This window comes from Clostridium cavendishii DSM 21758 (genome assembly GCF_900141845.1).
GTDB lineage: Bacteria > Bacillota > Clostridia > Clostridiales > Clostridiaceae > Clostridium_AG > Clostridium_AG cavendishii.
Map to the genome: position 1 here is coordinate 76,418 of NZ_FQZB01000008.1, position 16,078 is coordinate 92,495.

The 16,078-nt window shown below is 27.2% G+C and carries 14 protein-coding genes; all 14 read left to right on the forward strand.

Annotation, left to right across the window (positions count from 1 at the left end):
- The first annotated feature begins 56 nt into the window (after positions 1-56).
- The 14 genes from BUB01_RS09040 (at position 57) to BUB01_RS09105 (ending at position 16,075) form a co-directional block, all read left to right on the forward strand.
- The gene (locus BUB01_RS09040; protein ID WP_072986386.1) at positions 57-974 is read left to right on the forward strand and encodes an aldo/keto reductase; all 918 of its coding nucleotides are present in this window, start codon (positions 57-59) and stop codon (positions 972-974) included.
- 214 nt (positions 975-1,188) lie between these two features.
- Positions 1,189-2,070 (forward strand): ABC transporter ATP-binding protein, encoded by an 882-nt coding sequence (locus BUB01_RS09045; RefSeq protein ID WP_072986387.1) that lies wholly within the window; start codon positions 1,189-1,191, stop codon positions 2,068-2,070.
- A gap of 1 nt (position 2,071) precedes the next feature.
- Complete coding sequence (locus BUB01_RS09050) at positions 2,072-2,884, forward strand: ABC transporter permease subunit (RefSeq protein WP_072986388.1); 813 nt, start codon at positions 2,072-2,074, stop codon at positions 2,882-2,884.
- Positions 2,885-2,901: 17 nt separating this feature from the next.
- Positions 2,902-3,543: a TetR/AcrR family transcriptional regulator gene (locus BUB01_RS09055; RefSeq protein ID WP_072986389.1), complete on the forward strand. Its 642-nt coding sequence runs from the start codon at positions 2,902-2,904 to the stop codon at positions 3,541-3,543.
- Between the two features lie 312 nt (positions 3,544-3,855).
- Positions 3,856-5,184, forward strand: a complete 1,329-nt coding sequence (locus tag BUB01_RS09060) for a S41 family peptidase (protein ID WP_072986390.1) — start codon at positions 3,856-3,858, stop codon at positions 5,182-5,184.
- A 147-nt stretch (positions 5,185-5,331) separates the two neighbouring features.
- Positions 5,332-6,144, forward strand: coding sequence for a flagellin N-terminal helical domain-containing protein (locus BUB01_RS09065; protein ID WP_072986391.1), 813 nt, complete (start codon positions 5,332-5,334; stop codon positions 6,142-6,144).
- A 558-nt stretch (positions 6,145-6,702) separates the two neighbouring features.
- Positions 6,703-7,332, forward strand: coding sequence for a CatB-related O-acetyltransferase (locus tag BUB01_RS09070; RefSeq protein ID WP_072986392.1), 630 nt, complete (start codon positions 6,703-6,705; stop codon positions 7,330-7,332).
- A 315-nt stretch (positions 7,333-7,647) separates the two neighbouring features.
- Positions 7,648-8,658, forward strand: a complete 1,011-nt coding sequence (locus BUB01_RS09075) for a glycosyltransferase family 2 protein (protein ID WP_072986393.1) — start codon at positions 7,648-7,650, stop codon at positions 8,656-8,658.
- Positions 8,659-8,859: 201 nt separating this feature from the next.
- Positions 8,860-10,017, forward strand: coding sequence for an FkbM family methyltransferase (locus tag BUB01_RS09080; protein ID WP_072986394.1), 1,158 nt, complete (start codon positions 8,860-8,862; stop codon positions 10,015-10,017).
- 31 nt (positions 10,018-10,048) lie between these two features.
- A complete protein-coding gene (locus BUB01_RS09085; RefSeq protein ID WP_072986395.1) occupies positions 10,049-10,936 on the forward strand; it encodes an NAD-dependent epimerase/dehydratase family protein in 888 nt (295 codons plus the stop codon).
- Between the two features lie 120 nt (positions 10,937-11,056).
- Positions 11,057-12,148 carry an NAD-dependent epimerase/dehydratase family protein gene (locus tag BUB01_RS09090; protein WP_072986396.1) on the forward strand — a complete coding sequence of 364 codons (1,092 nt, stop codon included), beginning with the start codon at positions 11,057-11,059 and terminating at the stop codon, positions 12,146-12,148.
- A gap of 11 nt (positions 12,149-12,159) precedes the next feature.
- Positions 12,160-13,416: a UDP-glucose dehydrogenase family protein gene (locus BUB01_RS09095; protein WP_200802860.1), complete on the forward strand. Its 1,257-nt coding sequence runs from the start codon at positions 12,160-12,162 to the stop codon at positions 13,414-13,416.
- A gap of 10 nt (positions 13,417-13,426) precedes the next feature.
- Complete coding sequence (gene rfbH, locus BUB01_RS09100; protein ID WP_072986397.1) at positions 13,427-14,746, forward strand: lipopolysaccharide biosynthesis protein RfbH; 1,320 nt, start codon at positions 13,427-13,429, stop codon at positions 14,744-14,746.
- A 27-nt stretch (positions 14,747-14,773) separates the two neighbouring features.
- A complete protein-coding gene (locus BUB01_RS09105) occupies positions 14,774-16,075 on the forward strand; it encodes a radical SAM family protein (RefSeq protein ID WP_072986398.1) in 1,302 nt (433 codons plus the stop codon).
- Positions 16,076-16,078: the final 3 nt, after the last annotated feature.

A 16,078-nucleotide genomic window follows, 5' to 3' on the forward strand; every position in this document is an offset into this window, starting at 1 on the left:
ACAGCATAGATTTAGTATCTATTATATTATAGATACCGTTGTTATAGGAGGTTAGTATGAAGAAAATTAATATAGGCAATAAAAAACTAGAAGCTTCAGAAATATCTTTAGGTTGTATGAGAATGGCAGCTTTATCGGCTAATGAGGCTAATTACTTAATAAATGTAGCTTTAGAGGAGGGAATTAATTTCTTTGATCATGCAGATATATATGGAGCAGGAACATCAGAGAAAATTTTCTCAGAAGCTATAAACATGAATCCAACTATCAGAGAAAAAATATTACTACAAAGTAAATGTGGTATAAGACCAGGATTTTTTGATTTTTCAAAGGAACATATTATAGATTCTGTTGATAAAATATTACTTAGGTTAAATACAGATTATTTAGATACTTTATTACTTCATAGACCAGATACTTTAATGGAACCAGAAGAAGTAGCAGAAGCCTTTACAAAATTACATTCACAAGGAAAAGTAAAATATTTCGGGGTAAGCAATCAAAATCCAATGCAAATAGAACTTCTAAATAAATATTTAAATAATAAAATTATTATAAATCAATTACAACTAAGTTTAACTAACACAGGCATGATTGATTCAGGTTTAAATGTAAATATGCAAATAGCTCCATCCATAGATAGAGATGGTAGCATATTAGAATATTGTAGATTAAATGATATTACTATACAAGCTTGGTCACCTTTCCAATATGGTTTCTTTGAGGGAGTATTTTTAAATAATGATAAGTTCCCAGTGCTTAATAAGAAAATAGATGAGATTGCAAAAAAGAAATGTGTAACCAATTCAGCTATAGCTATAGCTTGGATATTAAGACATCCAGCTAAAATTCAACCAATAGTAGGAACTACCAATGTAAATAGGCTTAAGGATATATGCAAAGCTTCTAATGTTCAATTAACAAGACAAGAATGGTACGATTTATATATATCTGCTGGTAATAAATTACCCTAGAAATTAAATATTAATATATAATTAACTGTCTAAGAAATTTTATTGAATGATAAAAGAGAAGGAGTTTTCTTATATATTGTAAAATAACAAACATTTATAGCTAGTAAAATTATTATATTTTACTAGTTATTTTTTTAAAGTTATTGACTTATCAGTCAAAAGAGAATAGAATGTAATTGACTGATGAGTCAATTACATTTCGGAGGTGATTTTTATGAATGCTATTGAGACTAAAGGACTAACTAAAAGTTATGGTAAAAGCAGAGGTATTAACAATTTAGATTTGATAGTTAAACAAGGTGAATTCTTCGGCTTTATAGGGCCTAACGGAGCTGGAAAGTCTACTACTATTAGAACATTATTAAATCTTATCTTTAAAACCTCTGGTGAAACTAAGATTTTCGGCTTAGATTGTGAGAAAGATAGTAAAAAGATTAAGGAACTTATAGGCTTTGTACCAAGTGAGGTAAATTATTATAAGCATATGAGGGTTTCAGAACTCCTTAATTATGCAATCAGCTTTAAAAAAACACCCGACAAAGATAGGCTAGATTATTTATGTAAGCTTCTTGATGTTGACAAAGATAAAAAAATTTCTGACCTATCTTTAGGTAACAAAAAGAAAATAGCTATAATTCAAGCTATTATAAATAAGCCTAAACTTTTAATCTTAGATGAGCCAACTAACGGTTTAGATCCACTAATCCAAAAAAGATTATTTAAGTTATTAAAGGAAGAAAATGAAAACGGAATGACAATATTCTTTTCTTCTCATAACTTAGTTGAAGTTCAAAAGTTTTGTGATAAGGTTGCTATCATAAAAGAAGGAAAACTTATAGGTATAAAGACTATAGGAGATTTACTAGGTAAAGATACAGTAAAAGTTATAATTGAAAGTGATGACTCTTTAGATGAAATAATTACTTCTAAAGAAGTCTCTAATCCTAAGCAAGAAGATAATACTACTAGTTTCTTATATAACGGTAATATAAATTCTCTTATAAACAAACTTAATACTATTAATTTGAATTCTTTAAAAATAGAAAATCCATCTTTAGAAGAAAGCTTTATGAGCTATTATGAGGAGGATTGTTAAAATGAACTTATATAAAGTTGAAATAAAAAGTATGATTAAAACCTTTTTGATTTGGGTAATTGTTATGTCTGGTCTTTTAATATTATTTATGGCCATGTTTCCATCCATTAAAAATAATGGAATGGCAGAACTTATGAAATCAGAAATGAATTCTATACCTAAAGCTATGAGAGATGCCCTAGGTATATCTCAATCTATAGATTTTTCAGACTTACTTCAGTATTTTGCATATTGTAATCAATATATCTTAATGGCAGCTTGCATATATGCTGGAATGCTAGGTGCAAATTCACTTATCAAAGAGGAAAGTGAAGGTACTATCGAATTTTTGTATGCCCAGCCTATAAAGAGAAGTGAAATAGTAATAATAAAAATTTTATCCTCTCTTACTTTAGTAATATTTTTTAACTTGATTTTGTTTTTAGTAACCATAATTTTATTTGAAGCTTTTAAAAATCAGAATTATGAATATATATCTAATTTAACATCTATATTTAAAGGAATGTTTTTAGCAGAGTTGGTATTCTTAAGTGTAGGCTTTTTAATATCAACTATAATAAAAAAAGTTAGTATGGCAACCCCATGTATACTTTCTATATTTTTTACAACCTATATGCTTGGTATCTTTTCTGGTGTAGTTGAGAAAATAAAATGGATGAAATGTTTATCTCCTTATCATTATGTAATGCCTAGTGATATATTGAGTAAAAATGGAATTTTAGAAAGTAAATATGTTATAATATCCTTAATAATTATTGTTATTTCTATAACATCTACCTTTATTATTTACAATAAGAAAGACTTTAAAATATAAGGATTATTGGTGATTTAATGAATGATAAATTTAAAAATTTAACTGAAGAAAAGCAAAATAAAATAATAAAAGCAGCATTAGATGAATTCTCTGAAAAAGGTTATGATAAATCTTCTACAGATATAATAGCTCAAAATTCTGAAATAGCTAAGGGAAGTTTATTTTACTATTTTAAATCCAAGAAGAATCTATATCTATATATAGTAGAATATTGCTTAGATCTTATTACAGAAAAACTAATAAATGATATGAATAAAATAAATAAAGGCGATTTTTACGAAAGGATAATGGAAGTTGGATGGACAAAGCAAAGATTATTAATAGAATATCCACTTCATTCAAAAATTATATTAGACGCCTTCCTAAACATGCCTATAGAATTAAAAGAAAATTTAGATAATCTATATATAAAGAACTATACTTCAAATATGCAAATACTACAAAAATACATTCTTGATTATATGGACTTAGAACTATTAAAACCAACTGTAAAAAAAGAAGATGCTATATTCATAACTATGAGTTTATTTGAAGCCTTCTCTAAGAAATATACTGAAATGTACAAAAATAGAGTAGAAGATTTATTAAATAATAAGGAGCAGTTCTTTAAAGAATTTGATAAATATGTTGATATAATAAAATATGGAATATACAAATAATAATTTTATATAAAAAATAAGACTACAAAGAGGTTTAATTTATTTTTGTAGTCTTATTTTAATTTATAGACATTTAATTTTTTAGTTCTCATTCTGTTATTAATTATACATTTTTGGAAAATTAGTTTAATGCTATAATAGTTTATTGATATAATCTAATAGCTTTTAGATATTATTTAATAAATATTCAATTGTATAAAAGTTAGATATTAATGTTATAAAATTAAAAATAGCCTAAAATAATACTTGGGTGTTATAATATGTAATACAAGGGTCTATTATTCAAGTCAATAGCTGATTGGAGGATACTATATGAAAAAAAAGATTTTAATAATAACATCCATATTATTGTTAATTATCTGTATAGGATATATATATATGTATAATAATACAATCATACAAATATACACTCCTAAGCCTTATGTTAGTTTAGGTGATGCTTCACTAGAAAAGCTTTTAAAAGCTAATGAAATAAAAGAGGATACTACGCAAATGATAAAAATAATGGAAACTACACATCCCATTTTTTTAGAAACAATTCCGGAAAAATATAAAAATGCAAAAGAAATATTTTTAAAAGAAACTAATAAAGATATGACCACAAAAGATTTTCAATACTGTATTAGTAGATATTTATCTTCTATAAAAGATGGTCATACCCGAATATATTGCAGGGATAAATATTATCTTGATGTTAAACTTAAATACTTAAATCAAAAATTAGTTCTATTAGATGAGAAAAACCTTCCTACTGATAAAGTAGTAACAAAAATTAATGGAGTATCTATAGATAAGGTTATATCTACTATTGATGATTTATTTCCAGCTGAAAATTATGTTGCCAAAGGCGTTAATATTTCAAACTATGTAAAATCTCAAGACCTCTTAACACTTGCAGGCATTGATTGCTCTAAGGACATGTCCCTATCTGTAAAAGATAAAGAGGGTGAAAAGGATATTCAAGTAAACTTTCAAATTCCTTCTTATACTGTGAACAATAAACATGAAATCTCAAGTAAAACAATTGATGATAAAACAATTTATATAAAGCTTGAAACCTGTGAACTAAATAATAGTTTTGGTAAGACTTTAGATGATTTAAATAAAGCTGTTAAAAATAATATTAAAAATGTAATAATTGATGTTCGTAATAATGGTGGAGGTACCTCTAATGCTTGTTTAAAATTATTAGAAGCTATTAAAATGAAACCTGGTAACTTTGGTGCGGTACTAAGATTTTCGCCATTAGCAAGTGAACGATATGGTTTCTTACAAAAAAGTGGATATTATAAAGATAACCAGAGTAATAACGTTACTAAAAATGAAAATATAAAATTATATGTTCTTATGAATGAAAATACCTTTAGCTCAGCGCAATGGATGGCCACATGGGTAAAAGATGGTAAATTAGGAACATTAGTGGGACAACCTTGTAGTAATATGCCTTCTTCTTTTGGTGATGCCCTTGATTTTCAGCTTAAAAATTCTAAACTTGAAGGGCAAATTTCTCATAAAAAATTTTTAAGACCTGATAAATCTAAGAATGATGAAAGAGTTCTAGAACCTGATATTAAAGTGGATTATTCAGAAGATGCATTAAATAAAGCATTAGATACAATCAAAAGTAATACTCTCAATTAAATTATAGTACATTTTAATATTATTAAATCACTTTATCACCACATCTTGTAAAGAAATACAAATTTACCTCGATAAAAAAACTAATGGTATAATTATAAAAATTAAGGAAGTCAAAGGAGGTAGAATACCTATAGGGAGGGATTTACTATGATAATTAACCATAACATTAATGCAATGTTTGCATGGAAACAAATGTCTGTTGCTGAAAAACGAATGGGCAGAGCTATAGAAAGAATGACGACTGGCTTGAGAATAAATAGAGCTAGTGATGATCCTGCTGGTCTTGCTATCTCTGAAAAAATGAGAGGTCAAATTAGAGGATTACACCAAGCTTCTAGAAATGCCCAGGATGGAATTTCTATGCTTCAAACAGCTGAAGGAGTTTTAAATGAAACTCATTCTATGCTTCAAAGAATGAATGAGTTGGCTGTACAGGCATCTAATGGTACACTTTGCCAAGAAGATAGAGACGCTCTAAGTAAAGAATTTGAAGAACTAAAAAAAGAGATTTCACGAAGTGCAAATGACTCTGAGTTTAATAAGAATCATTTATTAAATAAAGATAATAATTCCGTAACATTACAAGTAGGTCCTAATGCAGGTCAATCAATGGTTATCACGTTTGAGTCTATGACTTCACATTCTCTAAATTTAGATGGAGTTAATATAAAAACTCAACAAGATGCTTCTGATGCAATAAAAAAGTTACAAGAAGCAGTAGGAAAAACTTCTTCACTTAGGGGAAGCCTGGGGGCTTATGAGAGTAGGTTAGAGCATGTAGTTTCAATAAATGATAATACTGCTGAAAATCTAGAAGCAGCAGAATCCAGAATAAGGGATGCTGATATTGCAAAAGAAATGATGGACTATACTAAAAATAGTATTTTGTTTCAAGTAGCACAAGCAATGCTAGCTCAAGCTAATCAACAAGCTAAAAATGTATTAGAACTTCTAAAATAAAAACTTTATGTAGTTAAATAATTAAATAGTTTAACTACATAAAGCTTTTTAATTATTTGCTACAAATTCCCTTTCAAAAGTATTGTTTATAAATTAGAATTTATTGATTAACTGTCCTAGTACAATTCTTTAATATTATTATTGAATCCAGTAATCAATATATTTTATAATCAGATTACATAAATAGATTACATGGATTTTCAACTCCCTTCATTTTTTTGTACTTAACATTCAATTAGAAAATCCATTACTAATCTATTTTTAATATTATTAATTCTATTCATAAATATGACATAGAATTAATGATCTTTATATAGATAACTTAATTTCTGAAAATTCCTTATGGGATGGTGCTATAGCTTCCAATCAATATGAAGGGGTTTATTTAAAAGATGGTAAGAAGAAAAAATCCTTTTATTGATATAAGAAAGTAATTTAAACTAATCGTAAAGATTTAAAATATTAATACATGTTATAATTTAAGGAGTGATTATATGAAAATATGTATTGTAATGATGGAATAATCATCAAAAAATCTAAAAGAGGAGAGAATTAAACATGGTTATTCCAGATCCAAATAAAATATATCCGAGAACTAATGATTATCAAATAGTATATCTTAAAAATGTGATTACAAAATCTAATATAAAAATTGGCGATTTCACAATGTACAACGATTTTTACGATGATCCTAAAGACTTTGAAAAAAATAATATACTTTATCATTATCCTATAAATAATGATAAGCTAATAATAGGAAAATTTTGTTCCATTGCTTGCAGGGCAAAATTTCTCATGAATAGTGGAAATCATAATTTAAATTCTTTATCAACTTATACATTTCCCATTTTCTATGAGGAATGGAATACAAATTTAAGCATAAAAGATGCTTGGAACAATAAAGGTGATATTATTATAGGGAACGATGTATGGATAGGCTATGAAGCTATTATAATGTCAGGAGTTACAATTGGTGATGGTGCAGTTATTGGAACTAGAGCAGTAGTCACTAAGGATGTTCCTCCATATTCAATTGTTGGTGGCATTCCTGCAAAAGTTATAAAAAAAAGATTTAGTGATGAGGTGATCTCAAAATTGCTAACTTTAAAATGGTGGGATTGGCCTTATGAAAAAATTCAAAAGAATATACAAAACATCCAAGCAGGAAATATTAATGATCTAAAATAAAATTTATACAAACTTTAGTAAAAAATATAAAAGTCTACATAATAATGACTTTTTATATAAGAACTAAAAAGAGGATTCATTTAATGAATTCTCTTTTTGTTTTATATTTATATATAAATAAGATATATCTATAACATTTATATTCATCTACATTTTCGAATGGTTTGAATGCATAAAGTTAATTAGAACTTATATATAAAACAAATATCATTACATTAATCATATTTTTTAACTAATTCTATTATTCCTTTATAATCTTTGTTTTTAACCATATAAAAGTTTTCACATATATTAAGGATATGGAGGTGATTATTAGTGGACAGTTTAGATTCTACAAATAAAAAAATAAATATTAATTTAAAACAAAATGATAAAGTGAGTGTTATTATTCCAACTTATAATGGAAAAGAATATATAGCTGAAACTATAGAAAGTATATTATCTCAAGATTATCCCAATATGGAGATAATAATTACAGATAATTGTTCAACAGATGGAACTGAAAATGTTGTAAAAAATTATTTAAAAGATAAAAGAATTAAATATATAAGAAATGATAAAAACATGGGAATGCATTATAACTATAATAATGCTTTTTATAATTATGCAAATGGTAAATATGTGAAAATAATAGATCATGATGATTATTTAATAGATAATAGTTTTATCTCAAAAGCAGTATCAATGTTTGATGAAAATGAAAACTTATCATTGGTTTTTGCAAAATGTAAAAATCTATATATGGATTCTGGAAAATTAATCGGGATTAATTTGCAAAACGATAAAGTAACACCTGGATTAGAGTATTTCTTAAATTATGAAAAAAGTTATAAATATGGTCATATTACATCGGTTGTAACATCCTTATTTAATAAAGATAAGTTAAAAGAAGTTAATTGTTTTAAAGAAAATTCAACTTATAAAGACTTATTTTTATACTTAAATGCGATGTTAGTAGGAGATATAGGCTTCATAGATTCTTATTGTGGAGTTTATAGAGTTTATAAAACCAGTGGAACATACCAAATAAATGATACTGAAATAAATATAATAGAAAAATTAGAACATGATAACTCAACGATATTAGCATTAGAAGATTTAAAAATAAAAGCCAAAAAAAAATATGGCTTAAGTGATCAAGAAGCATTAGAATGGATAAATTTCAGAGTAATGAAAGTTATTTTTTATAGAATTAATATATTAATAGAGTTAAATCTATATAATCACATTGATTTATTACTAGATAATATAAAGAACGATTATTTTAGTGCATATCTTTCACTAAAAAGATATATTAATAATATATCACAACAAAATAAAAATTGAAGATTAGTATATAAATTAAAAATAATTAATACAAAGTTTTATAAGGAGTGAGTTTTCTTTCTATAGAAAGCTTTACTTCTTAATTTTTATCCGTCATTAATACTATCAATAACCTTTGGAAAAATAATTTTTAAAAATGTGTAGCAAACTCTACACTAATTCATAAAATAATAATATGGTAATTATTGAGGAGTACCAAATATGTGTAATGATAAATATTTAGACCAATTAAAAAAAGCCATTGAATATGCAACAAATAGTGGAAGTTTCAATAAAAAAAACATAGTCTATAACGCAGAAAATGTGTGTGTATTTGGATTGGGAACATATTTTAAGGAAGCCTTTTTACAACAAAATGTTATGGAAAGATTCCATGTAAATATGCTTTGTGATAACAATTATAAAAAAGCCGAGGAAATATTAAAGGATAATAACTATAAAGGACTAAAATTTATTACGATAGAGGAATTAAAGTCATTAGATAATGTTGTAGTAATATTAATGCTAGGTGATCCAAGAGAAGTAGAAAAACAACTTAAAGATCTTGGTATAAATAATTGTATAACATATAATGATTTATCTTTAGATACAATAATGGATTTACCCTGTGACAAAAAATGGTTTAAAAATAATTCAGGTAAGCTTATTGATGCATATAATTGTTTAAGTGATGAAGAATCTAGAAAAGTATTTGTTAATGTTATATGCAACCATATTTCTCCATTATATTCGAATTATTCCTATGAAGAATTATATAGTAGTGGCGAATATTTTAACACTGGTCTTTTTAACTTGTCAAAAAATGAATGTTTTGTAGATTGTGGTGCATATAATGGTGATACTATAGATACGTTCCTTAAAGAAACTAATAATATGTTTGAAAAAATATTTGCTTTTGAATTAGATTCCGATAATTACAGGATGTTAACTGAAGCAGTTGCTTGTTATGATAGTGATATTACTAAAAAAGTTAAATGTTACAATTTAGGCGTATGGAATCAAGAGTGTGAAATCACTTATGGTAAGGGGACAGCGAACGATCGATCTGATGGAATTAGTATATATAAATCTAATAATAAAAATATAGCTAAAGTAATTAAATTAGATGATATTTTATTAGGTAATAAAATTACATTAATTAAAATGGATATTGAAGGAGCAGAACAAAATGCACTTAAGGGAGCAGAAAATATTATTAGAAAACAAAAACCTAAGATGGCAATTTGTTTATATCATAGATTAGATGATTTCTGGGAAATTCCTCTATATTTAAAAAAGTTAGTACCACAATATAAGGTTAATATAAGGCATCATTATTATTATAATTGTTGGGGTACCGTTTGCTATGTACATTTATAATAATTGTTATTAATGGTAGAAAGGATAAGATATGAATATAGTAATAACAGGAGCTACTGGTTTTATTGGAACGGCATTGTGTCAAGAACTGATAAATAACGGCCATAATGTAACATCTATAATAAGGCCTAATTCCTCCAAAAAAGGAAAACTTCCTAAAGAAGTTAATATTGTAGAATTACCACTTGATAAACTTGATAAAATGAGTGGAAATTATGATATATTCTACCATTTAGCTTGGAATGGTGCTTCTGGAGCTGATAGAAATAATTTTGATATTCAAAATAGTAATATAAAATATACAGCAGAAGCTATCAGATTAGCAAAACGATGTGGTTGCCAAAAGTTTATAGGTGCAGGAAGCCAGGCAGAATATGGAGTAGTACATGGATTATGCAACGAGGATACTACTGTGCCTAACCCATTTATGATGTATGGTGCTGCCAAGCTAGCATCTTACCATATAGGAAAAATCTTATCCGAGCAACTTGGAATTACTTTTATTTGGCCAAGAATTTATAGTGTTTATGGTGTTGGAGAAAATGAAGAAACACTTCTTTCTTATGTAATTAAAACATTAAAAAAAGGGGGCGCACCTGAATTATCAGCTTGTCAAAATATGTGGGACTTCATATATATTACTGATTGTGTAAAGGCATTAAGATTGCTAGGAGAAAAGGATGAAACAGTTGGTCTTTATAATATCTCAGTAGGAGAACCTAGATTGCTTAAATCATTTGTAGAAGAAGTAAAAAATATTGTTCGTACTGATGGAGAATTGAGGTTTTGTGCAAAAACAATTGATTTAAATAAAACATTTTGGCTTGAACCTGATGTTAGTAAATTAAAAAACATAGGGTTTCAGCACGAGATAGAATTTAGCGATGGAATTGATAAAATGTTGAAAAATAGTAATTAGTTTATTTTGCAAATGAGAAGGTAAAAAATAAAATTAAATAATTTATCTAACTTAAATCGAACACTTTCCTATGAACCACCAAAAAAGCATAAATATATAATATTAATAGAGGTGTGACAAATGAATCTAAATAGAATAGTTTTAAAGGATATGGATTATATTATAGAAAATCTATCTTTAAAGGAAAAAAATTGTTTTAAAGGAAGTAATATCTTGATTACAGGTTGTGCTGGATTTTTAGGATATTACTTTATAAACTTTTTTACTTCAAAAATGGACTGTCTTGGAATCAATTCAATAATAGGTCTTGATAATTTTAAACTTGGAAAAGCAGATTGGATTCATAATATAGCCAAAGAAAATAGTAATCTTAAAATTTATAATTTTGATATAACAAAAGATAATATAGAAAATATCGAGGGTACAGAAAATTGTAATTTAATTATCCATATGGCATCTATAGCATCTCCTATATTTTATAGACAGTATCCAATAGAAACATTAGATGCCAATATCTGGGGGCTTAGAAATTTACTTGATTTTTATAAAAATAAAAACATAAAAGGATTCTTATTTTTTTCTAGTAGTGAGATATATGGAAATCCCACTTATGAATTTATACCAACTTCTGAAGAATATAACGGGAATGTTTCGCCATTAGGTCCTAGAGCTTGTTATGATGAATCAAAAAGATTTGGAGAAACTATGTGCTATTTATTCTCTAACCAATACAATATGCCTATAACAATAGCAAGACCTTTTAATAACTACGGTCCTGGAATGAAGCTAGACGATCAAAGAGTTCCTGCTGATTTTGCAAAAGCTGTATTTGAAAATAGAGATATAGTTATGTTTTCTGATGGAAGTCCAACAAGAACCTTCTGTTATATAGCAGATGCTATAATAGGATATTTAAAAGTACTTACTTATGGTAAATTTGATTATTTCAATATAGGTATAGATACTCCTGAAATTTCAATAAAAGAACTTGCAGATATTTATGTAGATAAGGCAAAAAAGATTTTTGGACATGAATGTAATGCTCAGTTTCAAATATCTAGTGATAAAGATTATTTAACTAACAATCCTGCACGAAGATGCCCTGATATAAGTAAAGCAAAAACAACCTTAATGTATAATCCATCTATAGATGTTGAGACTGGAGTTGAAAGGTTTTTAGAATATATAAAAATTAACAATGGAGAATTATAGGAGTGGATGTTGTGATAAATAAAATAACTGTAATGGGACTTGGATTTGTTGGTCTAACTACTGCTCTTGGATTTAGTGAAAAAGGATATAAAGTTTATGGATATGATATAAATTGTGAAAAGGTAGAAAAGATAAAAAATGGGATACTTCCTTTTTATGAAAAAAGTATGGAAGAGATTCTAAAGAAAAATATAAATAATAATTTTCTCTTAGTAGATTCTTTAAAAGAAGCAGTAGAAAATAGTAAGTTTATATTTTTTTGTGTAGGAACTCCTTGTGGGGAAGGTGGGAAGGCAGAACTCACATACTTAATTAATGCAATAAAAGAAACTTTAAAATATGTGAAAAAAGGGCAGTATAAAATACTTATTATAAAGTCAACTGTTCCACCATCTACAACAAAAAATAGAGTTAAACCTTTTATAGAAGAATGTGGGTTTATTGTTGGTGAAGATGTAGGGCTTGCTAATAATCCAGAATTTTTGAGAGAAGGATGTGCTTGGGACGACTTTATAAATCCTGATAGAATAGTAATAGGACAGAGTGATGAAAATACAGGAAGATATATTGAAGAAATATATAAATGTTTTAATGCGCCTATTTATAAGGTATCTCTAAATACTGGTGAATTTGTAAAGTACCTTTCTAATACACTTCTTTCAACTATGATAAGTTTTTCAAACGAAATGTCAATGATTGCATGCGAAGTTGGAGATATAAATATAAAGGAAGCTTTTAAACTACTTCATATAGATAAAAGATGGTTTGGTGAACCAGCTAAAATGAGTACGTATGTTTATCCAGGCTGTGGCTTTGGAGGTTATTGTCTTCCTAAAGATACACAGGCAATTTATTCACTTTCAAAAGGGAATGGCTTTGAGGCTAAAATTCTTAGAAGTGTTCTTGATGTAAATAATGATATAAAATATTATCTTGTAAATAAAGTTTTAAAAGAGGTTAAATCTAGTGAATATATAGGAATCTTAGGGTTATCATTTAAACCTAATTCAGATGATATAAGAGAGACACCAGCAAAGTTTTTTATAGAGGAATTAATTAAAAGAGGTCATTATAATATTATAGCTTATGACCCCTTGGCAATAGATAACTTTAAAAAATCTTATGATTTACCTATTAAGTATGCTAAAGATTTAGAGGAAATAATGAATAAGGCTGAAAATATAATTATACTTACTGCGTGGAATGAATTTAAAAATATTTCAAATATAGAAGATAAAAAAATATTTGATTTAAGATATATGCTTTAGGGGGGAAATTATGAAAGATGAAAGTAAATTAAGAGAAGAGATAATCCTTAGAGTTGAAGAAATTTATAAACTTAGAAAAAGTAAGGAGAAATTTATACCGGGACAGTCAAGAGTTCATTACTCAGGTCGTATATTTGATGAAAAAGAAATGATTGCAATGGTAGATTCAGTTCTTGATTTCTGGCTTACACTAGGTCAAAAAGGAAAAGAGTTTTGTGATACGTTTAAAGAATATATTGGCTCTAAAAATTGTCTTGTATTGAATTCAGGTTCTTCTGCAAATTTAGTTTCAGTAAGTTCTCTATGCTCTCACAATATAAAAAATCCTATAAAAAAAGACGAGGAAATTATAACTACTGCCATGTCCTTTCCAACTACAGTTGCCCCAATAGTTCAAAATGGCCTAATACCAGTATTTGTTGATATAGAAGAAAATACTTACAATATAGATACTTCCCAAATAGAAAATGCTATTTCAGATAAAACAAGAGCTATTATTGTAACTCACATGCTTGGAAATCCAGTAAATATGGATAAAGTAATAGAAATAGCTAAAAAATATAATCTTTATGTAATAGAAGATACTTGTGATGCTCTTGATTCTAAATATGATGGTAAATTCTGTGGCACATTTGGTGATTTATCAACTTTTAGTTTTTATCCAGCTCATCATATAACAATGGGTGAAGGTGGTGCAATATGTACAAATTCAACAGAATTATATAGAACAGCTGTATCCTTAAGAGACTGGGGGAGGGCTTGCTACTGTCAAACAGGTGAATTAAATCCTAATGGTGCTTGCAATCATAGATTTGACTTTAAATTTGAAGGTTTACCTGATGGTTTTGATCATAAATATGTTCATAGTAATATAGGCTATAACTTGAAACCATTAGATATTCAATGCGCTATGGGAATTGAACAAATGAAGAAACTTCAAAGCTTTACAGAAAGAAGAAAACATAATTTCAATATGTTATTTAAACATTTCAAGAAATATGAGAGTAGTTTTATACTTCCTAAATCCCATGAAAAAGCCGATGCAGCATGGTTTGCTTTCCCACTTACAATAAAAGAAACTGCTAACTTCAATAAAAAGGACTTTGTAACTTATTTAGAAAAAAACATGATAGAAACAAGATCTATTTTTGTAGGCAATATTTTAAAACACCCTGGATACAAAAATATAAATTGTAGAATTTCGGGAAGCTTAAAATATACAGATCAAGTACTTGATAGAGCATTTTTCATAGGCGTTTATCCTGGAATAGATGATGAAAAACTTCAATATATGATGGAATGTATTGATAATTTTATGAATAAATATTAATTCAAAATAAAGTTAAGGAGAAAATATATGTTTGATTTAGACGCATTCTATGAAAAATGTAAATCTGGAGAAAAAGTTGATTGCAAAGGGGTATTCAATTATATTAAAGGTTTTAAAAATATTATTTTGAGGGGTGCCTCAGCACAAGGAAAAGCTATTGGGAAGAGACTTTTACAAGAAGGAATCAATATAACACTATATTGGGATCAAAGGTATGAAGAATTACAATTTGTAAATGGAATAGCTGTTGAAAAGCCATATGAAAAAAAGTTTGCTTCTCAAGATACACTAATAATTTATTGTATTCCTAATCATGTAATTATGCCTCAACTAATGGAAGAATTAAGAAAGGAAAATTATAAAAATATAATTCGTGGAGATATTTTGTATAGTGGCAGTATTTGTAGTTTTTCAAAAGGTAGTACTCTTTCAGCTAAAAGATGTTGGGCAACTGGGGAATGCAGATCTGTAATTTGTGAAAGAGCACAAAATATAATAAAAGCTCAAACTACTACTACTAAACCTGGTGAAAGAATAGATCTAACATATTGTTGTTTTATAATTAATTCTATTTGTAATTTAAATTGTAAGCATTGTGTACAGTATATAAATAATTATCCATTGCATGCAAGGGGAAATGTTTCCGCAGAAACAATATGTAGAGATATTGATTTGTTTTTAGATATGGTAGATTCAGTAGGAACCATATCAGTAATGGGTGGAGAAACTTTTATGCATCCAGATATATCAAAAATAGCTAGAAAATTTTCTGAAAAGAAGAATTTTGGGTTTGTTTCTTTTCCTACTAATGGATTATTTGAAATTAAACCAGAACAATTAGAAGGAATTACAGACCCACGTATAATAATTGCATTTGGATATTATCTTCATGTTGCCACTGAAGAACAAAAAGAGATATATCGTAAGAATATAGAATTAGTTAAATCTTATGGCATTACCTATACAGAATCACTATATCTTCCTTCATGGGTTATTCCTTCAGAAATTTATAAACGAGATGTGGATGAACAATATATGACTAACCTTAAAATGCAATGTACAATGCCACCTCGTAATTTGCAAATTAAGAATGGAAAAGTGCACACATGTGATAGAGGAGTAGCAATATATAATATGGGATTGGCAGATTATCCTAGTGATTATGTTGATTTAACAAAAGATTTATCATTAGAAGAAAAGAGAAATGAATTTAGAGAATTTGTAAATAGGCCATTCTATTATACATGTGGGCATTGTAGTGTCGGATTAGAAATTGTTGATTCAGCTGTTCAAGGAAAAAGAGATGTAATAAATAAGAAAAATTCTTAACTC

What these genes read in the sequence shown, in the direction of transcription:
- BUB01_RS09040 (WP_072986386.1), top strand. Translation starts at nt 57, where the DNA reads ATGAAGAAAATTAATATAGGCAATAAAAAACTAGAAGCTTCAGAAATA.
- BUB01_RS09045 (WP_072986387.1), top strand. Translation starts at nt 1,189, where the DNA reads ATGAATGCTATTGAGACTAAAGGACTAACTAAAAGTTATGGTAAAAGC.
- BUB01_RS09050 (WP_072986388.1), top strand. Translation starts at nt 2,072, where the DNA reads ATGAACTTATATAAAGTTGAAATAAAAAGTATGATTAAAACCTTTTTG.
- BUB01_RS09055 (WP_072986389.1), top strand. Translation starts at nt 2,902, where the DNA reads ATGAATGATAAATTTAAAAATTTAACTGAAGAAAAGCAAAATAAAATA.
- BUB01_RS09060 (WP_072986390.1), top strand. Translation starts at nt 3,856, where the DNA reads ATGAAAAAAAAGATTTTAATAATAACATCCATATTATTGTTAATTATC.
- BUB01_RS09065 (WP_072986391.1), top strand. Translation starts at nt 5,332, where the DNA reads ATGATAATTAACCATAACATTAATGCAATGTTTGCATGGAAACAAATG.
- BUB01_RS09070 (WP_072986392.1), top strand. Translation starts at nt 6,703, where the DNA reads ATGGTTATTCCAGATCCAAATAAAATATATCCGAGAACTAATGATTAT.
- BUB01_RS09080 (WP_072986394.1), top strand. Translation starts at nt 8,860, where the DNA reads ATGTGTAATGATAAATATTTAGACCAATTAAAAAAAGCCATTGAATAT.
- BUB01_RS09085 (WP_072986395.1), top strand. Translation starts at nt 10,049, where the DNA reads ATGAATATAGTAATAACAGGAGCTACTGGTTTTATTGGAACGGCATTG.
- BUB01_RS09090 (WP_072986396.1), top strand. Translation starts at nt 11,057, where the DNA reads ATGAATCTAAATAGAATAGTTTTAAAGGATATGGATTATATTATAGAA.
- rfbH (WP_072986397.1), top strand. Translation starts at nt 13,427, where the DNA reads ATGAAAGATGAAAGTAAATTAAGAGAAGAGATAATCCTTAGAGTTGAA.
- BUB01_RS09105 (WP_072986398.1), top strand. Translation starts at nt 14,774, where the DNA reads ATGTTTGATTTAGACGCATTCTATGAAAAATGTAAATCTGGAGAAAAA.